This window comes from Pseudomonas sp. M47T1, from assembly GCF_000263855.1.
Lineage (GTDB): Bacteria > Pseudomonadota > Gammaproteobacteria > Pseudomonadales > Pseudomonadaceae > Aquipseudomonas.
Map to the genome: position 1 here is coordinate 1 of NZ_AJWX01000032.1, position 22,156 is coordinate 22,156.

A 22,156-nucleotide genomic window follows, 5' to 3' on the forward strand; every position below is an offset into this window, starting at 1 on the left:
TATCCCCTGTGTGCCTTGGCCTGATTGCAAAACAAGTGCATCACTTGGATTCAGCGCTCGTCGCGCACAGGGTTGACCAAGGTGCCGATGCCGGAAATCTGGACCTCGACCACGTCGCCGTCCTTCATGAACACCGGCGGATCGCGAAACAACCCGACGCCCCCGGTGGTGCCCGTGACGATCACATCACCCGGGACCAGCTCGGTGAAGGTCGAGCAGTAGGCGATCAGCGCTTGCACGTCGAACACCAGGTCGCTGATGGGCGCCTCTTGCATGACCTGGCCGTTGAGGCGCGTCTGCAGCGTCAGGGAGGCCGGATCGGTGATCTCGTCAGTGGTCACCATCCAGGGGCCGAAGCCGCCGGTGCTGGGGAAGTTCTTGCCCGGGCCGAACTGCGAGGAGTGGCGCTGAAAGTCACGCACGCTGCCGTCGTTGTAACAGGCGTAACCGGCCACGTGATTCAGCGCCTCGCTGGCCGCAATGCGCCGCCCGGCGCGGCCGATGACCACTGCCAGCTCGCCTTCGTAATCGAGCTGCGTGGAATCGAGCGGGCGAATGATCGGCTGCCCCGCCCCTACCTGGGAATTGGCATAGCGCATAAACACAACGGGTTTTTCCGGCAGCGGCCGGCCGGTTTCGGCGATGTGCGAGGCGTAGTTGATGCCGATGCAGAAGATCTTGTCCGGGTTGGGGATGACCGGCAGGTAGGTCACCTCGCTCAGCGCATGGCTGTCGCTCAACAGCGCTGGCAACTCGGCCACGCCCACGGCGGCGATAGCGCTGCGCAAATCAGGGTATTGCGCCAGGGTCGCGGCACTGGCGACCTTGATCGCGTCCTGGTCGACCACGCCGTAGGTGGCACGGCCGTTGATTGTCACACTGGCAATTCTCATGGTGTTGTCCTTGTTGTTATAGGGATTGCAACGTACAGGTCACAGCGCCCGACAGCGCCTCAGGAGGCTACCCGCGCGCCGTCGAAGAAGGCCATTTTCCAGGGCACCACCTCGAGCTGTTCGAACAGGCCGGCCTGGGTGAAGGGGTCGCCTGCGACGAAGCGATCGACTTCGGCGCGGGTGTCGAAGTCGATGATGATCAAGCCGCCGATCATCACCTCGCCGCCCTCGTCCTGCAGGCCACCGCTGGCGATCAGGTGCGCGCAATGGGCCTGCAGATACGCATAGTGCGCAGCGCGGTGCTCGGCGCGCACGGCCTGCGCACCGGGCCTGTCCCTCGTGTAAATGGCAAACGGCATCGGGGATGTCCTCGACAGCGGTGATGGGCAGTACAGCGGGGGCCGGTGGCCATGCGCTGGTGTCCTTTATGATTAACTGACACAAAGTCGCTTTTCAAGTGCTATTTTTCGCCCCCTAAACCTGCGAGACCGATGCGAGACCAAAGGCGGCTTGTATATCGATACAACCTCTTGTTTTACATCGGTTATTAACAGACGCCAGCGATCTCTGCGTACCGCCCCCAGCGTAAATATAAGCGGCCATGCTTGCGCATATAACTGACATAGCGTTATTTTTGTCGTGACGCGTTCTTCACTCGCCGTCTTCCAACGACAAGGAGATAACTCCCATGACAGCTGCCAGCTACCCGATCTTCGATGCCGATCGGCACTTCTACGAACCGCCGGAAGCCTTTCTGCGTCACCTGCCGAAGAAATTCAAAAGCCAGTTCCAGTACGTCGAGGTCAACGGTCGCACCAAGCTGGCGGTCGGCGGCGTGCTCACCGACTACATCCCCAATCCGACCTTCGAGGTCGTGGCGGCGCCGGGCTCCCACGAAGCCTGGTATCGCGCCGACAACCCCGAGGGCCTGACCTTGCGCGAGATGGCCGGCAAGCCGGTCCCCTCCCAGGCGGCCTTCCACAACGGCGCGGCGCATCTGGCGGTCATGGAGTCGCAGGGTGTGCACGGCGGCTTGATCATCCCGACCCTGGCATCGGTCATCGAGGCGCGGCTGCACAACCAGCCCGAGGCCATCGCGGCGCTGTTTCATGCGCTCAATTGCTGGTTCGAGGAAGAAGTCGGCTTCGCCTATGAAAACCGCCTGTTCCCGGTCCCGATGATCAATCTGGCGGACGTCGATACCGCCGTGGCCGAGCTTGAATACCTGCTTAGCGCTGGTGCACGGGTGGTGGGTATTCGCCCGGCGCCGGTACCTGGCATTTATGGCACCCGCTCCATGGGTTTCAAGGAGTTCGACCCCTTCTGGGCGCGCATCAACGAGAGCAAGATCTTCGTCGCCATGCATGTGTCCGACTCGGGCTACGATCAGATCGCCCGTTGGTGGACCGCAGGTGCCCGCAACAGCGACGAGTTCCGCCCGTTCGAGAAGGAGCCGTTCGGCGAGTTGCTCGACTGGATGGGCCGCCCGATCGCCGACTCGTTGTCGGCCGTCATCTGCCACGGCGTGTTCGACCGGTTCCCCAACGTGCGCATCGCCTCGCTGGAAAACGGCTCGGCGTGGCTTGAGCCGCTGCTCAAACGCATGGAAAACATCTACCACAAGATGCCCAAGAGCTTTACCCGCAACCCGGTGGAGACCTTCCGCGAACACATCTACATCTCGCCCTTCTACGAGGACCCGGTGGAAAAGCTCGGCGAGCTGATCGGCTTCGACCGCATCCTGTTCGGCAGCGACTGGCCGCACCCCGAAGGCATGGCGACGCCGATGGACTTCTTCAAGGACATCAGCAACGTCAACGAAGCCAACACCCAACGCATCATGAGCACCAACCTGCAGGACCTGCTGACCGGCGTACGCTGAGCCAGGTGCTGTCATAACAAGATCGACAAGGAGACACCCATGGCATTGCTGGAAGGAAAAGTGGCGCTGATCACCGGCGCCGGGCGTGGCCTGGGCGCAGCCTACGCCAAACTGCTGGCCGAAGAAGGCGCAGCGGTGGTCATCAACGATATCGGCAAGGACGCCCAGGGGCGCTTTCTGGCCGACAACGTCGCGGCCCAGATCATCGCGGCTGGCGGCAAGGCGGCGGCGCACACCGCAGACATCTCCGAGGTCGCCGGCGGCCAGTCGCTGCTGGACACCGCCCTGGAGGCCTTCGGCGCCGTCGATATCCTTATCAACAACGCCGGCATTCTGCGCGACAAGTCGCTGCTCAAGCTTGAAGAAGCCGATTGGGATCTGGTCCTCAAGGTCAATCTCAAGAGCGTCTACGCGGTGACCCGGCCAGCCTTCACCTGGATGAAGGAGAACGGCCGCGGCGGGGTGATCGTCAACACCTCGTCGGTGTCGGCGCTGGCGGGCAATTTCGGGCAGAGCAACTACGGCGCGTCCAAGGGCGGCGTCTGGGCGTTTTCCAACGTGCTCACCGAAGAAGGCCGCAAGTACGGCATTCGCGTGTGGACCCTGGCGCCAGCGGCGCTCTCGGCCCTGACCGAAGGGCTGATGAGCGATGAGCTCAATGCCCTGCTGGCCCCCGAACACGTGGCCCCCGCGGTGCTGTACATGGTCAGCGAGCTGTCGGGACAGCGCACCGGCCATTGCCTGTTCGCCTCGGGCCAGGGCATCCGCGAATTGAAGCTGGTCGCAGCTGAGGGCATCCCCGGGCGCGGCAAGGACGCCAGCCTCGACGCCTACACCCTGGCGGCGCAGCAAGCGCGCATCTTCCGCCCGGAAGCTGCGTTGACGGTGATGGATTTCAGCCAGTAGCCCCCACGCCTTTGCGGCCACCGCACGGTGGCCCCTGGAGTTGAACATGAGCAACAAAGCATTGATTGCCGGCGTCGGCATGGTGAAATTCGCCAAGCCCGGCAAGAACGAAATGTATGACGTGATGGGTGCCAAGGCAGCATTGGCCGCCCTGGAAGACGCCGGTGTGCCGTACTCGGCGGTCCAGCAGGCGTTCGTCGGTTACGTCTACGGCAACACCTGTTCGGGGCAGACCGCGCTGTACTCGGTCGGCATGACCCATATCCCCATCATCAACGTCAACAATGCCTGCGCCTCGGGCTCGAGCGCGATCTACCTGGCGCGCCAGGCGGTGCTCAGTGGCCAGGTCGAGGTCGCCCTGGCGCTGGGGTTCGAGCAGATGTCGGCGGGGGCACTGGCGGTCGACGACGACCGCACCCCGATCACCTGGCGGCTCGACGCCGCGGTGCAGTCCATCTGTGGCTGGGATGACAACGCGCCCCAGGCGCCGCAGTATTTCGGCAGCGCGGGCAACGAATACCTCAAACGTCATGGCGGTACGCCCGAGCTGTTCGCGCAGGTGTCGGTGAAGGCGCGCAGCCACGCGTTGCGCAACCCCTATGCGCTGTTCAGCGAGCCGTTGACACTTGAGCAAGTCATGACCTCGACGCCGATCTTCGGCCCCCTGACCAAGCTCATGTGCTGCCCACCCACCTGCGGCGCCGCCGCGACCCTGATCGTGTCAGAGGCCTATGCGCGCAAGCATGGCCTGGGCCAACTGGTGGAAATTGCCGGCATGGGCCTGGCCACCGACGGCCCCGGCAGCTTTGATTCCGGCAGCCTGATCAACGTGGTCGGCGACCAGATGGGCCGGATCGCCGCCCGCCAGGCCTACGAGCAAGCCGGCATCGGCCCCGAGGACGCACAGCTAGTGGAGCTGCACGACTGCTTCGCCCCCAACGAAATCATCAGCTACGAAACCTTGGGCCTGTGTCCCGAAGGCGGCGCGGCGAAGTTCATGGCCGACGGTGACAACACCTATGGCGGGCGCATCGTCACCAACCCGTCCGGCGGCCTGTTGTCCAAGGGCCATCCGCTGGGGGCCACAGGGCCGGCCCAGATCGCCGAATTGACCTGGCATCTGCGCGGCACGGCCGGGGCGCGCCAGGTACCGAACGCGCGCGTCGGCATTCAGCACAACGTCGGCCTGGGTGGCGCCGGCGTGGTGACCGTGCTCAAGCGAGCGTAAGCCAGTACGGGCGGCGCCGCTCAACGGTTGCCGCCCTCCTTCGTGAGGTGTTGCGCATGACTCCATCCGACATTCTGCTGACCGGCCAGGTGGCCATCGTCACCGGTGGCGCCAACGGTATCGGCGAGGGCATCGCTCTGGCCCTGGCGCGCTTTGGCGCCGACGTGGTGATCGGCGACCTCGACCAGGCCAAGGGCGAAGCGGTGGCGCAGGCCATCCGTACGCTGGGCCGGCGCGCCTTGCTGGTGCCCACCGACTGTACCGACACCCAACAGGTCCAGCGCCTGGTAGACCTGGCCGTGGAGCACTTCCAACGGGTCGACATCCTGGTCAACAACGTGGGCGGGACCCGGCAAGTGAAATTCATGGACCAAGGCGAGCGTAGCTGGCGCAAGCACATCGACCTCAATCTGGTCAGCATGCTGGCCGCGACCCAGGCGGCCGCACGAGTGATGATCGCCGGCGGACGCGGCGGCACCCTCATCAATATCGCCAGCAGCGAGGGCCTGCGTGCGGCGCCGGGCTATGCGGTATACGCCGCCTGCAAGGCCGGGATGATCAGCTTCACCCGCACCTTGGCACTGGAGCTCAGCGAGCACCGCATCCGCGTGTTCGCCCTGGCACCGGACATGTTGCTGACGCCCGGCCTGCAGCCTTTTTACGACGCCGCCACGCCCGCCCAGGCCGCCGCCCGGGACCGCTACATTCCCCTGGGGCGGCTGGGCAGCGTGGAAGAGATCGGCGGCGTGGCGGTGTTTCTCGCCTCGCCCATGGCCAGCTACCTGACCGGCATCACCCTTTCGGTGGACGGTGGCACCATTGCCTCCAGCGGCTGGTCGCGCGCCGAAGACAACAGCTGGGCGCTGTTCCACTGACCCCACACAGCGGGCCACCCGGTGGCCCGCGCCTCGATTACTCGGTGTATTCCACCAGACCGTTGTTCAGCACCACCACATCGCGCTCGACCACCTTGACCCTGAACGCCGCGCGCCCCGGGCCCTGGCGCCAGACTTCGGTGCGCAGGGTTTCGCCGGGGAACACCGGCGTCGCAAACCGCAGGTCGAAACGCCGCAGCCGCGCAGGGTCGTTGCCGCACAGCAGTTTGAGCACCGCGCGGCCGGCAATGCCGTAGCTGCACAAGCCATGCAGGATGGGCCGGTCGAAGCCGGCCTGGCGCGACAGGCGTGGGTCGATGTGCAAGGGGTTGGCATCCCCCGAGAGGCGATAGAGCACCGCCTGCTCGGGGCGCGTGATCAGATCAAGGGACAGATCCGCCGGCCGGTCGGTCGGAACGGCATGGGGCACCGGCGCGCCTTGTGCACTGCCACCAAAACCACCGTTGCCGCGCAGGAACACGGTGTAGCCGACCGTGGCCAGCAAGGTCCCGCTGGATTGCTCGTGCAGGGTACGGGTCAGGTAGATGACGGCGCCCTTATCGGCGCCCTTGTCGTAGATTTCTTCGATGCGCGTGCGCCCGACCACCGTGCCGCTGGTAGGCAGCGGTTGATGCAGGGTCAGGAACTGCTCGCCGTGCAGCACCTTGTTGATATCGATGCCGGTCGCCGGGTCGGCCATCCAGTTGGGCCCGTCACCAAGAATGGCGGGCAGCGTCGGCAGGGCCTTGAGGCCTTGTTCGAACACAAAGCACAGGTCTTCATCGGCCACGGGGTTGGTGGTGGCCGCGCCCACGCCGAGCGCGTAGAGCAGGGTATCGCGGGTGCTGAAAGGGTGAACCTGTTCGGGGATCGGCCAGTGTTTTATTCGGGTGTAATCGAGTGCCATCAGGGGCTCCTAGCTGCGCTGAGAGCGCATTTTTGTTCGATTTATCTGACCATTAGTCAGTTATTTTCATGCAGGGTTTGCTCTACCGCCAACAGAGCCCTCAGGGTGGCGACCAGGGCCAACGGCTGGGACATCATGATGTGATGAAAGCCTTGCGGCACCACCACCGGCCCCCGCGCCTTGGGCAGCACTGCGACCATGCGCGCCGCATGCTCGGGGCTGACCACCGCACTGCCCTCGCCCAGCACGAAATCCACCGGCACCTGTACCTTGGCCAGCTCCAGCAGGCCATTGGGTACCGAGACTAAACGCGGCAGGTTGCGGTCGAACTTCCAGTCCCAGCCGCCGTTGACCCGGCGCAGCGAGTGCCAGGCGACGTAGTCGGCCAGCCAGGTGGGCCCGGGCGGCTGCTCCGGGGTCAGGCGAAAGCGTTTGAGGGCCTGTTCCATGGACGCATAGGGCTGGGCGACCGTGCGTGGCAACGGCACATTGGGCCGCGGCTCGTCGCCCATGAACACGTAGGTGTCGACCACGATCGCGCGGCGGATACGCTCTGGCGCCTGTGCGCAGGCCTGCAAGGCCCGACCGCCACCAAAGCTGTGGCCGACCAGGGTCACCGGGGCCAATTCGGCGGCATCGATGACGCCCAGAATATCGTCCACGAACGCCTGGCTGTCGTAGTGCTCGCGGCGGCCGCTGTCGCCCATGCCAGACAGATCCAGCGCCACCACGCGGTAACTGTCGGTGAAAAACGGCGCGATGAAACTCCACCACCGCGCATGAGCGCGATAGCCGTGAATCAACAGCAGCGTGGGCTTGTGTCGCTCTTCGGCGTTCCAGGCCAGGTAGTGCACCTGACAACCCTGCACCTCGGTGAAAAACGAACGCGGCTGAACCCGCAACGCCTGGTCGAACCAGGCGCGCGCCGGCTCGTCGGCAACAGAGGATTGAAGGTGATGCATGGCGTGATCTCCAGACCGGAAAACCTGACGCCCGGCACATGGCAGGCGACATGACGAGGTCTATCGAAGCACAATAACTGACGATGTGTCTATTATTTTGCCGCGCTTGTCGCCACAATCACCCCACGTCCGTCAATCAGGTAATTGCCATGACTGAAGTCCTTACCGAGCGCCATGCACAGACCCTGCTGGTACGCCTCGACCGCCCGCACAAGCACAACGCGCTGACCCAGACCATGTACCTGACACTGGCCCAGGTGCTGCGCGAGGCACAACTCGACGACGCCGTGTGCGCCATCGTCATCACCGGCAGCCAGACCTGCTTCACGGCGGGCAACGACCTGCGGGACTTCCTGCAATCGCCTCCCGATCGCCTCGATGCCCCGGCCTTTCAATTCATGGCTGCGGTCATGGGGCTCAGCAAGCCGCTGATCGCCGCCGTGTGCGGCCCCGCCATCGGTATCGGCACCACGCTGCTGCTGCACTGCGACGGCGTGTACATCACCCGTGACGCCACACTCAGCGTGCCGTTCGCCAAGCTCGGCCTGACCCCGGAGTTTGGCGCCAGCCTGCTGCTGCCACGCCAGGTCGGTGACCTGCTGGCGGCCCAGTTGCTGCTGTGCGGGCGGACCCTGAACGGCACCGAAGCGGTGGAATATCGCTTGGCCAACAGGGTTTTCGACCATGGCGAGGAATGCCTGCAGCATGCGCTGCAGCAGGCCGCGCAGTTGGCGACGCTGCCCCAGCCAGGCCTGCGTGCCAGCAAGCGCCTGCTGCGCGATGCCATTGCCGGGCTGCAGGCGGTATTCGTCAACGAGTGCGAGCAATTTATCGAGCGGGTCATGAGTGCCGAGGCCAGGGCAGCGATACAGGCTTTGGTCGGCCCGGACAAGGCCACGCGATGAGCGACCCGACCCGTAGCGCCTGCACCGCTCCCGTGGACCGGGCGCAGCAGGTGCGTGACACCGCGCTGTCGTTGTTCGTCCAGGAAGGCTTCGGCAATGTCAGCCTGCGCCAGCTCGGCAAGCAGGTGGGTGTGCAGGCCGGCTCGCTCTACCAGCATGTGGAAAGCAAACAGGCGCTGCTGTACGAGCTGATCGAGGAGCATCTGGAGGGTCTGGTCGAGGTGGTCATCCAGCGCAGCGCAAAGGCGCCGCGAGTGCTGGATAAGCTGCAGGTATTCGTGCGCACCCACCTGGAATTTCAGCGCCACCAGCAGGAATGCGCGCAGTTGCTCGGCCTGGAGTTGCGCAGCCTGCATCTGGACTACAAGGCGCGGATCCGGCCGCTGCTGGCCCGCTACCGGGACTCGCTCACGCCCATCATCGCCGCGGGTATCACCGAGGGCGTGTTCACCGTGCAGGATGTCGATACCGCCACCAGCGTCGTGCTGGGCATGTTGCGCAGCATTGCCTTCTGGTTTCGCGAAGGCCGCCACCCGCCGTTCGATCAGGTGGTGAATCAGGTTACGCAGATGGTCATGGGCGCGCTGGGCGCGGGCCCGCGCGGCGGATAGTGTTCAGCCCACCGGCTAAGGCAGGTCAGCTTTGCATTGGCTCAGCCTGGCCTTAATGAGATGGTCACCCCGACACCCTGTGAAGGCTACGCTTTCACAGGGTGTTTTTAACTCGGAGACCATCACCATGAGCGATTTGGCTCTGGTCGGCATCGACCTCGGCAAACACACTTTTCATCTGCACGGCCACGATAAGCCCGGTCGAGAGCAGTTCCGCAAGAAACTCTGACGACAGCAGATGATGCGGTTCTTTGCCAACCTACCCGCATGTACCGTGGTAATGGAGGTCTGCGCCGGAGCGCATTTCGTAGCTCGCGAGCTGATCGCTATGGATCATCAGGCCAAGCTGATATCTCCGCAGTTCGTTAAACCTTTCGTCAAAAGCAACAAGAACGACTTCGTCGATGCGCAAGCTATCCGCGAAGCCGCTTCGCGCCCGACGATGCGCTTCGTTTCGCCCAAGACAGAAGCGCAGCAGACTCTCTCAGTATTGCATCGCCTGCGCGAATCTCTGACCCGCGACCGTACCAAAGCGGTCAATCAGATGCATGGCTTCATCTGTCGGCCTAGTGCCCAGGCAGTAAAGCACTGGTGGCCGGGCAAACTTGTTGGGGATCAGCAAGCGAGGAGACAAGAATTTCAGGCGTCTGCGGGTGCAATGCGCAAGGGCCTACATGCCGCGCATCGACGACCAGAAAGGAGCCTTGGCGGACTGGGTTCGAGCGTTATTGACGAGACGCCATTCCAACGTGGTGGCCTGCGCTCTGGCCAACAAGATGGCACGTATCGCTTGGGCGATTGCTGCACACCATACCCAATACGAAGCAGGGCCAGGCGCCTTGAACGCCTGACCCTGCGGTTGTTGCTGTACCACGACTCACCTTTCAGGTTTTGCGATAGCTGAACAACAGATCACGTAAATGGCCTACCGGCCTGGCGAAGATCCTGACACAAAAATCGGCTTTCGAAGCCGAGGGCTTTTTTAGGATCGTCAGGCGCGACTCTCATCATGCCGCGGGGCATGCCCCAATTGGACGCTAGATAGATTTAAGCAAGCCGACCACTTCATCCGTCAATCAGTATTGCAAAAAATGGGGTGACCATAGATTTTTGTCGACGATTCAGGAGATCGGCTCTTCACCGCTAAGCGCCGCACGACGAAACTGCCCCGGCGCCCCCCGTGCGCCTGACGAAACCACCGGGAAAAATACGCCTCATCAACATGGCGGCGTCACGCCGGTCAGTAAAGCGCTGACGCCCGAGCAACAAAAAATCCAAGAATTGGAAGCCCCTATCGATCGGGCGGAACGAGAAAAATCCATCTTATAAAACCGCCTCCCCGGCGCGCCGCAGCCCACTGAACTAGAAACACTACGCACTACACTGAACTCTCTCGACAGTGGTCGCTGCCTTTTGGGAGGCTAAGTCACCGTCAAAAAACTTGACTCTGGAGAAGCTGCGGACTTGTTAGTGGTGGCGCTTTAATGACCCCGTTTAGGAATATGATTTGATCCGAGTCCCCGCCCCCTCCATCCTTTGACTGGAGGGGTGTATGAAAAAGCGTGGTTCAGAACGCAAAGAATTACCCGTTATCGGCAGTGGTGTAGCCTCGGCGGTAGCCCGTGCAGTGGGGACAAGCAATGAGCAGCACGCCGATGCACTTTTGATGCACGCAGTGATACTCGCCATTGTCATAGGCACGTGTTTCAATGCTGCGGCCTTGCTACTGGGGCCGTCTCTGTACCATGTAATGGGAGCACGGAGCGACGCTCTGGAAGCGACCGTCAAGTACTCGAACTACCTGTTCATGGGCGCGGTCCCGATGTAGTTAGTCAACATGATAACGGCTTCGCTGCGCGGTTCTGGAAACGTAAAGGTTTCAGCCCTCATTACACTGATTGGCGCCGTGGTCCTCATACCTCTCTCGTCCGCGCTGAGTTTCGGCTTCGGACCTATTCCTGCGATGTGAATCGCCGGTGCCGAGGTCGATGGAAAAAAGCTGGCAGCCGGCTACAGCTGCAACGGATTACAGAAACGCCGCGAACCCCGCGACCGTTGTTTCGCGATCATCCGCCAGGCCTTGCGCGACCTGCTGAGCCATAGGGTCCGGATACAGCGTGTCGGTGCCTTCGATCAGCCCGCTGACGATCGCCAGGGCGATGTCCTCCGGGCTGGCTTTCGGGCCCGGGAAATCTCGACTCATGGCCGTGTCGATCACCCCTGGCAACACCGCCATGACCTGCACCTGAGCGCTGGCCAACTCCGCGCGCAGGCCCTCGGTCAAGCGCATTGCCGCAGCCTTGGAGGCACACAGCGAGCCCATGGCCGGCAGCGCGACCCGTGCCAGGATCGACAACACGTTGACGATCGCGCCCTGTCGCTCGCGCAACAGCCCCGCGTAAGCACGGCACAGGTTCAGCGTGGCGAAGTAATTGACCGCCATTTCGGCGCTGGCCGCTTCAGGTTCTGCGGCGTCGAGCAGGCGCTGCTGGCAATTGAGCCCGGCATTGTTGATCAGGATATCCACGTCCTTGGCCAGGCGGCGAACGCTGGCGATCTGCACAGGGCTGGTGACATCCAGGGTCAGGGGCACAACGCGCGGGTCGACCTGGGTCAAGCGCTCAGGCGCGCGGCAGGCGGCGTAGATCTTGCTCGCGCCGGCCTCCAGCAACGCGCTGATCAACGCCTGACCCAGGCCGCCGTTGGCGCCGGTCAGCAGTACTGTCTTGTGGGCTACTTGCATCAAAACCTCGATAGTCGAACAGGCGTGAAAAACCCTTACAGCCCCTCGCTGGTCTGCCAGCGGGCCATCATGCGGTTGGACGGCAAGGTCTCGTCGAGCAGCTTGCGCGCGGTCTCGACACCCGCCGCCGGCAGCCCTTCAGGGTTCAGCAGGCCGATCTGCACCAACACAGTGGCCTGGTCCCAGTAGATGTGCTCGTGGTAGAGCTTGTCGCCGCGAAAGCTGATCACGCCCAGCATCGGGATCTCGACGTATTTACCGGTGGGCGCGATGCCCGGCAGCATCCAGTCCATCTCGGTGGTGTGGGTGAAGCACATGATGAATTCGTCCACCAGTTGCAGCGCGCCGACAGTGCGCGAGAGGGGGATAATCTTGGTGTCTGGCGGGTTCACATGGACGAAGTGGTGCTGGTAGAAGCGGCTCAGTTCCTTGCTGCCAACGCCGCCGGTCAGGGTCGGAATGTGGTTGACGTAGGGTTCCTTGACCATGGTCGCCATGGTCGCCGGCACGTCCCGGGTGACGAACTCGTGCAGGCAGTGCTCTTCCCACAACGCCGATAGATTGATATCCGGGCCGATGTACTTTTTCAGCGCGGCGATGGTGCGCCCATGGGCCATCATCGCCGATGGCTTGTGAAAGTGGTCGCTGCCGATGCGCGCAAAGGCGTGGTCCGCGTCAGCATAGGTATAGAGCTCGACGCCCTTGATGTTCGCCAGGCCAGCTGTAATGCGCGCGCGGGTGTCAGCATCGCAGTAGCTGTCCTGTTCGGCGAAGTGCAGCACCAGCCCGCCATTGATCTTGTCGGCTTCATTCAGGAACGCATCGATGCCCATTCCGTAGTAACCCACTGAGCAGGCGGCGTCAGTGCGGGTGGCCGTGAGGTAGGCGAGCTTGCCGCCCATGCAGTAGCCAACATAGCCGATCGCCGGGCTGGCGACGAACTCCAGGGTGCGCAGGACATCGATGGACGCCGCGATGTCGTCTACGGCCTTGTCCAGGTCCAGGTTGCCGAACAGGCCCAGTGCCCTGTCGAAATCCGCCGGCGTGAAGCCCAACTCGATGTCCGGCTGCTGACGCCAGAACAGATCAGGCACCAGGGCCACGTAGCCCTCCTCGGCGTAGATGTCGGCGGTCGCGCGCATGGTGTCGTTGATGCCGAAGATTTCCTGGCCGATCACCAGCCCTGGGCCCTTGCCGCCCGCAGGCAAGGCGAGGTAACCCTTGAAGCTGCCAGCGCCATCACGCGCTTTGATCTGGATGTAATGTCCCATTGGTTCAATCCTTTCAGGTCACGGAATTGGCTTGGAGGCATCGCGGCCGTAGTGCCGCTGCAAACCTGGCTGCCCGCGGTAACCATGCAGGCGATCGCCATCGAGAACTCATTGCCGGAAACGGCGTTCTTCGTGCGTAACGCCCAGGGGCAATATGAAATTCGCTGGTTCTCTCCCCTCACTGAATCGATTTCTGCGGACATGAGACGCTGGCTAGTGCGTTCGTGCTGTTCCACCAGCCGGATGCGCCACAATCGGTCACTTTCTGGGCCAAGGCAGTCGGCGAGATTCCAGTGCAGCAACTGCCGGACGGCAAGATTGAGTTAAATTTCCCCGATCGCGCGCCGCGCCCCTTGGTCGAGGTCCCTGCGCAGTTGCTTGAAGGGTTGTCGATCACACCGGTGGAGTATTGGGTGAACACACAGGCATACTTCGCTGTTTACGCCAACCAGCAGCAGGTCGAGGCCGTGGTGCCGCGCCTGGACAAGCTGGTGGAGCTAGGCCCGCTGGACGTTGTGGTCACCGCGCCGGGAGTGCGGCACGACTTTGCTTCGCGCTATTTCTGGCCGGCCAACGGTGGGGCCGAGGACCCCGTGACCGGCTCTATTCATGCCGGCCTGGCGCCTTACTGGGCGCAGCGTTTGAACAAGACGCGACTGTCGGCGTTGCAGGCCTCCCAGCGCGGCGGTGTGCTGGACTGCCGCGTAGTTGATGGACGCGTGTGCGTAGCAGGGAATGCCGTGCAGTATTTGGAAGGGATTATCAGCCTCTAGTCCAGCCGACTCGCGCAGTCCGTGACCGGTTGAATCCACAGCCAGAGGCAGTCACGGACTGGCGTTCCATAAGGCGGGATTGCGGACACCGCTTAGTGCCATACAACCGTCACAGCTGATCTAACCTCGTCGCATCAGCGACGGACCGTCATCTGCCCTCGCATCCCCCATTGAGGGTTGGGCCGACAGCGCTGTTCACTCCCGAAAAAACGGGCGCTGGTTGTACTCCAGTGGGGGATTTACCACTTTTTGTACCAACCAAGTGGTACAGCAATGCCAGCGTTGGAAGCGCCGGGTTTGTTACATTTTATTTCAGACCAATCACTGTCAAGAAAATTACGCTACTGGTCCGGCCCGAGGAATAAAGGACAATCTAGAAATACCCATCTTACCTGTCCGATTTTTTGACACCTCTCGGTGAGAGCATTGATCTAGAGCACTTGCTCCAGCCTCTTGCTTTTCCTACGCTTGCCCCTCCTGAATGGAGTTTATTACGGACGCCTGAGTCTGATATGAATTCGCTCATCGCCTGGGAGCAGTTCAGCAAAGGCCTTACAGCTTTTCATGCTGCAACTAACGCCGTCTCGCTGAGCAAATAACAATAACGATTTCGCCCGCGTCTTTAGCGGTGAATCGATACGACCTATGCGAGAGGCCATCCTAAGGAATAGGAGGTCCCATGTGCCGACAATGCTCGGATCCGCATTTCAAATTGCTTTACACCCCCATCGAAGCAGCACTGCGTTGGTGTGGGCTTCAAGCGTTCGAGACACAGATCTGCCAGGCGAACTGGCTGTATCCCGAACAACTGCTCAAGATCTTTCCCCGATGGCCCTGCCTGGCGACGCATGTCGGCATGATCCTGGATGCCGTGCAGCACCGGGAGCTGTCCAGCCATCCGCAGGCGTTATTGACCGGACTTGATACCAATCTCGGCCCGAGGTCCCTGCGCATCCGCCACGGCGAACTGAAAGCCTGGATGAGCCTTTACCACCCAGACCAGAAACCGCCCTTCCTGTTTGCCTACGCAGCAGACGCGGAGGGCTCGGTGAAATGGGGTCAATATCTAATACTGAAGGCTGACAGGGATACGCTTCAAGTCTTGTGCAATCGGCTGACGAGGTCTCACGCTGAAGTGGTGGAGCAACTCGCGACGCTTGGGGTCGAGGTGGAGCAGCTTCGCGCCTCCGCCGAGGAGGAAAAGCCTGCGGATGCACGCACCCAAGCAAGCTTGCTGGATGTCACCGGCGCCCTGCTAAGGCTTTTGCTCAACGAAAGTCCCGGAGAAAAAAATAAGCCTTTTTTTCCTAGCCAGGACGCGATCGTTGCCGCAATTCAGCAGCAGTTCCCCGACCATCCAGGCTTCAAAAAACGGACGTTGGATCAACGGTTTGCGGACGCAAACAAGCGATTCAAATAGGGAGTCCAAACCAAATTGCAATGCAATCGTCCGCAATTGCATTGCAATGACAAGCTCGATTTCCTGGTGTTGACTCATGTCACTTCCCATCGCAAGCCATCTGGCGCCAAGGAGTGACACGTATGCAAACCCAGACCGACGTGACCGCAAGCCCTTCCCAAACCGACCGCTACATCATGCGCCGTGATGAGGTGGAGAAACGTACCGGATTCAAGCGGGCGCACATCTACAACCTGATGAAGGAAGGCAAATTCCCCTTGGCCCGACGCATTGGTATGCGCGCCGTCGGTTGGGACTCTGCCGAGATCGACCGGTGGATCGCCGAACGCCTCGGCGCGCAGGCGTGACGGTGAAGGTGCTATCAGTAGTGTCGACCAAGGGCGGCGTCGGCAAGACGACCGTCACCGCCAATCTGGGTGGCCTACTGGCCGATGCCGGACTGAGGGTGTTGATGATCGATCTGGACAGCCAACCGACGCTGTCCAGCTACTACCCACTAACCTGCGCCGGCACTGCGGGCAGTGTTGAGCTGATCGGCCATCGCTTGGTAGATCTCGATCAGATCGTTTCACGGACCTGTATCGAAGGCTTGCACGTGGTCCTGTCCAATGATCCGCTTGGCCAGTTGAATACCCTCTTGTTGCACGCCCCAGATGGCCGATTGCGCCTGAAAAATCTACTCCATGTCTTCGAGCCTTTCTACGATGTGGTGCTGATCGACACCCAAGGCGCGCGCAGCGTCATCGTCGAGATGTCCGTGCTGGCCTCGGACATGATGATCAGTCCTATTCCGCCCGAGATGCTCGCGGCGAGGGAGTTGCACCGCGGCACGCTTGCGCTGCTGCAAAGCTTGGCGCCCTATGAGCAGCTGGGCGTCCGCCCTCCCCCGGCACGGCTGCTGCTGAACCAGGTCAATCTGAGCCGCCGCGATACGCGGTTGATCATTCAGAGCCTGTCTGCAGACTTTGTCGCACATGACAAGGTCACCCTGTGTTCCGCGGTGGTACTGGATCGTGTGGCCTATCTAAACGCGGCCTCGCTGGGCCTGCCCGTGCACCGGATCGACTATCGCCCCTCTCCCTCTGGCGGGTTGAGCGCGGCGCAGTCGATGCGGCAGCTAGCGCTTGAGCTGTTTCCCGAATGGCACCGACTCATCGACCCGGCGTCAGCTCCGGATGTCTGTGCCCGCTACTGAAATCTTCCAACTAATTTATTGGAGCTCGCCATGCATGAGCCACGCTGCGTGATCCCATCGCCATCAGCTTCTCCCCATCGCGAGGTAACAGAACCCTGTTATTGCACCGTGGTGTTCGACCTCCCGGGCGGTCACCCCGCTATCACCAAGCTGTTGCATGAGCTCAGCCAGCACTTCGAATTGCCGGGCACAGCCTTCGTGGTCAAGTTTGAAGTCGGCGACAAGCTACCGCAGGCGTAATTGAGGCCAATCATGATCAAACCCACCCAGGAACAGATCAGCGCCGGACTGCGCCCACAGATGTTGCTGCGCAGTCCAGGCGAAAGCGTGGCGCCGGAGTTTGACCAGGAGTCAGAGATCGTGGTGACCCTGGAGCAATTACGGCCCTACGAGCGCAACCCCCGATTCATCCGCAACCCGCTGTATGACGACATCAAGTCCTCGATTCGTGAACGCGGCCTGGACCAGGCGCCTTCCATCACCCGACGACCCAGCGAGACGTATTTCATCATCTTGAATGGGGGTAACACGCGCCTGTCCATTCTGAACGAACTATGGAAAGAGACGCGCGACGAGCGTTACTTCCGAATCGCCTGCCGCTACCGCCCCTGGACCAGCGAGACCCATGCCTTGCTCGGACATCTGGCTGAAAGCGATCTGCACGGACAGCTGGCGTTTATTGAACGCGCGCTGGCGGTGGTCAACGTGAAGGCATTGCTGGAGGATGACGGCGCGTCCCTTTCGCAACGCGAACTCGCCCAGGCGTTGGCATCGGGCGGGTATCCGGTCTCGCAATCGCAGATCAGCCGCATGTTCGACACCGTCGAATACCTGCTGCCCAGTCTGCCCAATGCCCTGTGTTCCGGGTTACCGAAGCCTCAGATCGAGCGCCTCATTCTGCTGCGCAAACGGGCCGAACAGGTGTGGAACCGCCTGCTGGCCCCGCTCGATCAACTACTTGTGCTGTGGCAGCAGACGCTGTCCAACTTCGACACGACGTCCGACGAGTTCGACTGGGACGAGGTGCGCGGCGCCTTGTTGGCGCAGATGGCCAAGGTGCTGGACATCACGCCGCGGCTGATGGAATTGGAACTGACGCAGAGCGGCTATCACGCTACGCCGCCGAGTGAACCCTCCACCAATGAGCGGCCCACCACGACGGTAAACAAATTGCCAGACGCCGGAGCCAACCCCGCAAGCGCGCCTCCGTTGGTTCTCAGTCAGACACCGCCAATGCCATCTCCAACCGATCAGGTCCGGGACGATGATGACTCCGTTGACGAGGACCCGCTAAGGTTGAGCGATATTTTCGGTGGTCTGCGCCCAGGTAGCACAGAGGTGGCCGAAGCGCAGACGACCAGTACCTCATCGCTCCCTTCTCTGTCACAGCTGATGGATTCCATCGCGCCACTTGCCATCGCCGAACTGCGCAGCCTCGCCGTCGAATTGGCGCAGTCATTGGCCCACTACGCGGCACTGACAGACTTTGTCGTCGGCGCGGAGCATGGCCTCGGATTCACGCTCGACTGGCAGGCCGCAGAGGGCACCGAACCCCAAGGCGTAGCCGTACAGCTGCTGCTCACCTCCATTCTGCGCGCCCAGGATGGGGTCGAATGGGAACTCAAGCAGCAGCTCCCCCCAACACTGGTGGGCCAACTGCTGGTCGGTGACTATCTGACCCCGCTCTTTGGCAATTCCATACTCACCTTCGAACTTCAGCGCCTTCCCGACGCGCAACTGAATCAGTGGGTCCAGTTGTTGGTGCTGGCACGACGTATCGTGGACCTGAGCCAGGCCACATCTCAGGACGATTCGGAGACACTCTCATGAACGCGATCTTCGCCCTGCTGAATAACACCATGCTCAACCAGGTGTTGCATGAGCTGCGCCAAGGCCACCTTCAGCGCTGTCGCTCCTTGGGCCTGGCTGAAGAGGACCTGGAGATTCTGCAATCCCTGCCACCGACCACGCTCTCTCGTTTAGCCCATGCCGCAGTCCCGTGGGTCGAAATCAAGGTCGATACCGCGGTGATGCGCCGGCTGATCGAGCAGGCCGACCGTGACGAGCAAAATGAACGCCTGATCAATCGTGCACTCAAGCTCGGCGCGAGCTCGCTGATCATGAACAAATGCTTTGGGCTGGACCACTCCGAAACCGCCATGCGCCGGCGGCTGCTGAAGATCGAGGTCAGCCGCGGTCGCCCACAGAGTCTGACCGAAGCCCAGGAACATGCGCTGTGGCAGCGCTGGCGTCAGCTGAGACAGCTGGACGGCACCGCCGACAAGCTCGACACCATGATGATGCTCGCCGAGGAGCAGGGCGTCACCCTGACCATGGTCTGGCAACAGTTGCACCTCTACGGAGAGCAGCTATGAGGCACGGTCTCAGCTTGGAGGACCTAAAACGGGCCATGCGCCAGTGCGCCCAATACATGCAGGACAACCCTCACCTGTTTCCACTCCCCTCGCCGCCCAAACCCAAGCCACCGCCCGCCACCTCGATCCAGTTTCGCTACATCGGCAAACCTCAGAACATCATGCCCCGCTCTCTGCTGCGAGATACCCGGCTCACACCGCTGGAGCGTAACGCCTGGCAGGCCCTGCACTTCATGATCGAAGAGCGCGGGCTCAAATACCCCCGCTACGAGGACCTACAGCCGTATCTGTCCGCCGTCCCCTGCGGCGAGAAAGCTTCACGAGAGACAGTCGCGCGTGTATTGCAGAATCTACGATTAACCCGTTGGCTCAGCCTGGTCACGCATCTTCGCGACGATCAAGGTCGGTTGCAGCCGCCCATCTATGTCCTGCACGACGAGCCGCTGACGCCGGCCGAAGCACTGCAGTTGGACGAGGGTTACGGTGATCTGATCAAGCGCAGCCTCAAGCACGCCGCGAAGGGCGTACGCATCACCGCCGGACATGTGTTGGGGGAACTGCGGCGCGACCAAACGGTACCGGCGGCCTATGTACCCAAGGTGCTCGCCCTGTTGCCGTTGGCGCCTGAGCAACACTCACTCGAGCTCGAGGCGCCCTCTCCTGCTCACGAATCCGAACAGCCTTCGCTGGATGTCGCTTCCTTGCCGTACACGGCACAACATCAATCCGAACCGCCGGCGAAAGCCCCGGATTTAGCGGTGGTTCGGATTCCGAATCCTCCTAGTACTGTACAAGAGCGTATAGAACAAAAGAGTACGGTACGGGGGGCTGGGGGAACATCCGAACTCGAGTGGCCAGCGAATCTGCCCCTCAGCGCGAGTGATCGGCAGATCGCCTTGCAGGCCATGGCCCCATTGGCCAATGAGGCCAGGGTGGCCGTGCTGCAGGAGGCGGTGGCCCGGTGCACGACGGGGGCCGTGCGGCGCCCCGCCGCTTACCTGATGGGGTTGATCAGGAAAGCGCTCGAGGGGGATTTTAGACTGTGGGCCGCCAGAGATATCGCGACCAAGGTGCCGCCCCCAAAAGCTGTGCGCGTCCAACAGGCAGTGTCAGAGCCAAAGATCGCTGAACGCGGCGACGCGCCACGATCGGCGTCCCCCGTGGCACGGGCCTGCCTGGATCAATTGCGCCAACAATGTGGGCTGGTGAGTAGCGCTTAATGGATTTGATGCCTCAGGCATCAAATCCATGGACGTCCGGTCGCCCTGATCAGCCGTTGGCGTTTGTCGAACCTGAAGCTCGGCTTTGCGCGTGTGCGGTAATGAGCACCAGCCTTCAGTGGATTTGATGCCTCAGGCATCAAATCCATACTGTTCCAGTCGCCATGGCTTATCCGAACACAGGTCCTTCAGGTTTTCGGCAGTCACACTGGTGTTTGTCCGGCACCGTGTCCTCACCCGCCGACTTGAGGACCTGCCATGGCCGACCATTTCCAGCTCAACCTGGGCTCGCTGCGCAGCACCATCACCCTGACCCTGCACACCCATCACGCCGCTCGGCTGTGGCAGGGCCGCCTGGCCCGCGAAGGCAGCCATCCGATCATGAGCATGGCGGCCTACATCAACATCACCAACATCCTCAAGCAAGCGGCGGCGCAGGACGACCCTTTCGCCGACTGGTTCATGCTGATGCTCGAGGACAAGGTGCTGCGCGCCAAGGCGCAGATGGGCCAGTTGATGGAGCAGGTCAGCCATCTAGAAAAACTCCTGCCCTCGCAAATCGACGTGGGTGACAACCTCAACATCCACCCCGTGACCCTGCCGCTGTTCATCGCCAGCCAGCTGGGATTTCTGGCGGTGTACCTGCTCACCGACTACGACACGCTGGTCAGACGCGTGCTCCTGGCCCATCATACGGCGCTGATCGGCCGGCCGGACATGGAGGGATGGATCGACCAGGGCGCCCACCAGGTGCGCAGCTTGTTTGGTATTGCGCATCGATGCCGCGTGTCCGGCGTCACCCGCAGCGATGTAGCCGCCGACAATGCGCGCTTTCAGGAAGCGGTCGATAAGTACGGTCGACCGCCTCAGGACGTGCTCGATGGCGAGCGCCGCTCGCAGTTCGCCCCGCCCATCATCGCGGTGGCAGGGTCGACGGAGAGTGAGCCGGCCAGTGCAAGTGATGACGTTCCGGCGGACGACGAGACAGACGCGACGGATAAGCCATCATGAACCCGCGGGATTTCCCCGCCGATCTGACGCTCGCACCCACTGCCTATCGGGACATCGAACACGCTGCCTCCCTAAAAGGCCTTTTAAAGCCTTTTAAGGGTAAGGGGGAACTGGTTCAGCTGACGAACGTCACGAGGGAGCTTGAACAGCGTGTGGCGCAGCTCATGGGCACCCAGGCGGCGATCATGGCGCTGCCGCCCTTGTCCTTGCTCGGCATTCGTCTGGTGCTGCAGAACACCGGCGCCGGCACCACATTCCTGCGCTGGCGCACCCAAGACTTTTCCCGCATGGGCGCCCTGGTCTGGGAGCGGCTGATGCGCAATCCGCGCCTGCCCCCGGATCTGCGCACTGCCCTGTTCCAGCTCGAATGCAACCGCATCGCGCTGAACCTGCAGATGAGCGTGCTGCATTCCCTGCAGCGCCAGGCGCTCGACTGCAGCCACAAGATGGCCAACGCCGAAGGCGTGCTGCGCCAATCCCCATCCGGAACGGAGACATCACCATGAGCACTTTTTTTGTCGGCGAAGGCAACATCGGCAGCGCGCCGGACTTTCAGGAATTCACCTCGGGTAATGATGAGCCGCGGCGTCTGCTGCGCCTGAATGTCTACTTCGACAACCCGGTACCGCGTGAGGGCGGCTACGAAGACCGAGGCGGATACTGGGCCCCGGTTGAACTGTGGCACCGCGATGCCGAGCACTGGAGCACGTTGTTTCAAAAAGGCATGCGCGTGCTGGTCGAAGGGCGCACGGTGCGCGATGAGTGGGAGGACAGCGAGGATAACGCACGGGTGACCTTCAAGGTCGAGGCACGTCGCATCGGTATCCTGCCCCATCGGCTGGCCAGCGTGAGCATGCGTGAAAAGTCCTCCGACGCCGCACCGTCGGGCCCGGCCGACAAAGCGAGCCCCGGCACTGCCCGCAAAGGCGGTCGTGCCAAGAGCTGATCAGTGGACCTCAGTGGAATGAGCGCCTCATCG

23 protein-coding genes and 2 pseudogenes are annotated in these 22,156 nt (G+C 62.0%); 19 read left to right on the forward strand and 6 right to left on the reverse strand.

The window, feature by feature from the left end; genetic code table 11:
• Positions 1–50: 50 nt before the first annotated feature.
• Both PMM47T1_RS24840 and PMM47T1_RS24845 read right to left on the reverse strand, forming a co-directional pair.
• Entirely contained in the window at positions 51–893 is an 843-nt protein-coding gene (locus PMM47T1_RS24840; protein WP_008374211.1) for a fumarylacetoacetate hydrolase family protein, read from the reverse strand.
• A 59-nt stretch (positions 894–952) separates the two neighbouring features.
• Positions 953–1,252: a YciI family protein gene (locus PMM47T1_RS24845; protein WP_008374213.1), complete on the reverse strand. Its 300-nt coding sequence runs from the start codon at positions 1,250–1,252 to the stop codon at positions 953–955.
• Between the two features lie 329 nt (positions 1,253–1,581).
• Between PMM47T1_RS24845 and PMM47T1_RS24850 the strand changes: the two genes are divergently transcribed.
• Genes PMM47T1_RS24850 through PMM47T1_RS24865 form a run of 4 tightly spaced genes read left to right on the forward strand, consistent with a single transcriptional unit; the run spans position 1,582 to position 5,784 of the window.
• Entirely contained in the window at positions 1,582–2,775 is a 1,194-nt protein-coding gene (locus PMM47T1_RS24850; RefSeq protein WP_008374215.1) for an amidohydrolase family protein, read from the forward strand.
• A 39-nt stretch (positions 2,776–2,814) separates the two neighbouring features.
• Positions 2,815–3,681, forward strand: coding sequence for an SDR family NAD(P)-dependent oxidoreductase (locus tag PMM47T1_RS24855; protein ID WP_008374217.1), 867 nt, complete (start codon positions 2,815–2,817; stop codon positions 3,679–3,681).
• Between the two features lie 46 nt (positions 3,682–3,727).
• Complete coding sequence (locus PMM47T1_RS24860) at positions 3,728–4,909, forward strand: lipid-transfer protein (RefSeq protein ID WP_008374220.1); 1,182 nt, start codon at positions 3,728–3,730, stop codon at positions 4,907–4,909.
• 56 nt (positions 4,910–4,965) lie between these two features.
• Complete coding sequence (locus PMM47T1_RS24865) at positions 4,966–5,784, forward strand: SDR family NAD(P)-dependent oxidoreductase (protein WP_008374222.1); 819 nt, start codon at positions 4,966–4,968, stop codon at positions 5,782–5,784.
• Between the two features lie 37 nt (positions 5,785–5,821).
• On the opposite strand, the gene PMM47T1_RS24870 is transcribed toward PMM47T1_RS24865, so the two are convergent.
• Together PMM47T1_RS24870 and PMM47T1_RS24875 are read right to left on the reverse strand one after the other, a co-directional pair.
• A complete protein-coding gene (locus PMM47T1_RS24870) occupies positions 5,822–6,691 on the reverse strand; it encodes a MaoC/PaaZ C-terminal domain-containing protein (protein WP_008374224.1) in 870 nt (289 codons plus the stop codon).
• A gap of 56 nt (positions 6,692–6,747) precedes the next feature.
• Entirely contained in the window at positions 6,748–7,653 is a 906-nt protein-coding gene (locus PMM47T1_RS24875; protein WP_008374226.1) for an alpha/beta fold hydrolase, read from the reverse strand.
• A 149-nt stretch (positions 7,654–7,802) separates the two neighbouring features.
• Here PMM47T1_RS24875 and PMM47T1_RS24880 point away from each other — a divergent pair, with 149 nt between their 5' ends.
• The 4 genes and pseudogenes from PMM47T1_RS24880 to PMM47T1_RS24895 all read left to right on the forward strand — a co-directional run bounded on the left by PMM47T1_RS24880 (position 7,803) and on the right by PMM47T1_RS24895 (position 10,997).
• On the forward strand, positions 7,803–8,558 hold the full coding sequence (locus PMM47T1_RS24880; RefSeq protein WP_008374228.1) for an enoyl-CoA hydratase-related protein: 756 nt from the start codon (positions 7,803–7,805) through the stop codon (positions 8,556–8,558).
• Positions 8,555–9,169: a TetR/AcrR family transcriptional regulator gene (locus PMM47T1_RS24885; RefSeq protein WP_008374230.1), complete on the forward strand. Its 615-nt coding sequence runs from the start codon at positions 8,555–8,557 to the stop codon at positions 9,167–9,169. Before PMM47T1_RS24880 ends, PMM47T1_RS24885 begins: the two co-directional genes overlap by 4 nt.
• Before the next feature lie 127 nt (positions 9,170–9,296).
• Positions 9,297–10,020, forward strand: a pseudogene (locus PMM47T1_RS24890) (IS110 family transposase).
• 701 nt (positions 10,021–10,721) lie between these two features.
• Positions 10,722–10,997, forward strand: coding sequence for an MATE family efflux transporter (locus PMM47T1_RS24895; protein ID WP_008374232.1), 276 nt, complete (start codon positions 10,722–10,724; stop codon positions 10,995–10,997).
• A 198-nt stretch (positions 10,998–11,195) separates the two neighbouring features.
• Here the strand turns inward: PMM47T1_RS24895 and PMM47T1_RS24900 are convergent, their stop codons facing one another.
• Both PMM47T1_RS24900 and PMM47T1_RS24905 read right to left on the reverse strand, forming a co-directional pair.
• The gene (locus PMM47T1_RS24900; protein WP_008374234.1) at positions 11,196–11,912 is read right to left on the reverse strand and encodes an SDR family NAD(P)-dependent oxidoreductase; all 717 of its coding nucleotides are present in this window, start codon (positions 11,910–11,912) and stop codon (positions 11,196–11,198) included.
• Between the two features lie 35 nt (positions 11,913–11,947).
• Positions 11,948–13,183 carry a dienelactone hydrolase family protein gene (locus PMM47T1_RS24905; protein WP_008374236.1) on the reverse strand — a complete coding sequence of 412 codons (1,236 nt, stop codon included), beginning with the start codon at positions 13,181–13,183 and terminating at the stop codon, positions 11,948–11,950.
• On the opposite strand from PMM47T1_RS24905, the pseudogene PMM47T1_RS24910 reads away from it, so the two are divergent.
• The 11 genes and pseudogenes from PMM47T1_RS24910 to PMM47T1_RS24955 all read left to right on the forward strand — a co-directional run bounded on the left by PMM47T1_RS24910 (position 13,175) and on the right by PMM47T1_RS24955 (position 22,123).
• A pseudogene (locus PMM47T1_RS24910) lies at positions 13,175–13,956 on the forward strand (PhzF family phenazine biosynthesis protein). The gene PMM47T1_RS24905 and the pseudogene PMM47T1_RS24910 sit on opposite strands and share 9 nt — an antisense overlap.
• A 679-nt stretch (positions 13,957–14,635) precedes the next feature.
• Positions 14,636–15,376, forward strand: a complete 741-nt coding sequence (locus PMM47T1_RS24915; RefSeq protein WP_008374239.1) for a hypothetical protein — start codon at positions 14,636–14,638, stop codon at positions 15,374–15,376.
• Positions 15,377–15,498: 122 nt separating this feature from the next.
• A complete protein-coding gene (locus tag PMM47T1_RS24920; protein ID WP_008374241.1) occupies positions 15,499–15,723 on the forward strand; it encodes an AlpA family transcriptional regulator in 225 nt (74 codons plus the stop codon).
• A 2-nt stretch (positions 15,724–15,725) separates the two neighbouring features.
• Positions 15,726–16,571, forward strand: a complete 846-nt coding sequence (locus PMM47T1_RS24925; RefSeq protein ID WP_043301504.1) for a ParA family protein — start codon at positions 15,726–15,728, stop codon at positions 16,569–16,571.
• A 30-nt stretch (positions 16,572–16,601) separates the two neighbouring features.
• A complete protein-coding gene (locus tag PMM47T1_RS29995; RefSeq protein WP_157213084.1) occupies positions 16,602–16,811 on the forward strand; it encodes a hypothetical protein in 210 nt (69 codons plus the stop codon).
• A 12-nt stretch (positions 16,812–16,823) separates the two neighbouring features.
• Positions 16,824–18,401: a ParB family protein gene (locus PMM47T1_RS24930; protein ID WP_008374248.1), complete on the forward strand. Its 1,578-nt coding sequence runs from the start codon at positions 16,824–16,826 to the stop codon at positions 18,399–18,401.
• On the forward strand, positions 18,398–18,946 hold the full coding sequence (locus PMM47T1_RS24935) for a DUF2857 domain-containing protein (RefSeq protein ID WP_008374250.1): 549 nt from the start codon (positions 18,398–18,400) through the stop codon (positions 18,944–18,946). Before PMM47T1_RS24930 ends, PMM47T1_RS24935 begins: the two co-directional genes overlap by 4 nt.
• Positions 18,947–18,981: 35 nt before the next feature.
• On the forward strand, positions 18,982–20,166 hold the full coding sequence (locus PMM47T1_RS24940) for an STY4528 family pathogenicity island replication protein (protein ID WP_238536658.1): 1,185 nt from the start codon (positions 18,982–18,984) through the stop codon (positions 20,164–20,166).
• Between the two features lie 258 nt (positions 20,167–20,424).
• A complete protein-coding gene (locus tag PMM47T1_RS24945) occupies positions 20,425–21,177 on the forward strand; it encodes a PFL_4669 family integrating conjugative element protein (RefSeq protein ID WP_008374253.1) in 753 nt (250 codons plus the stop codon).
• Positions 21,174–21,683, forward strand: coding sequence for a DUF3158 family protein (locus PMM47T1_RS24950; protein ID WP_043301505.1), 510 nt, complete (start codon positions 21,174–21,176; stop codon positions 21,681–21,683). The genes PMM47T1_RS24945 and PMM47T1_RS24950 overlap by 4 nt, the downstream gene beginning before the upstream one ends.
• Positions 21,680–22,123 carry a single-stranded DNA-binding protein gene (locus PMM47T1_RS24955; protein ID WP_008374259.1) on the forward strand — a complete coding sequence of 148 codons (444 nt, stop codon included), beginning with the start codon at positions 21,680–21,682 and terminating at the stop codon, positions 22,121–22,123. Before PMM47T1_RS24950 ends, PMM47T1_RS24955 begins: the two co-directional genes overlap by 4 nt.
• The last annotated feature ends 33 nt before the right edge of the window (positions 22,124–22,156 follow it).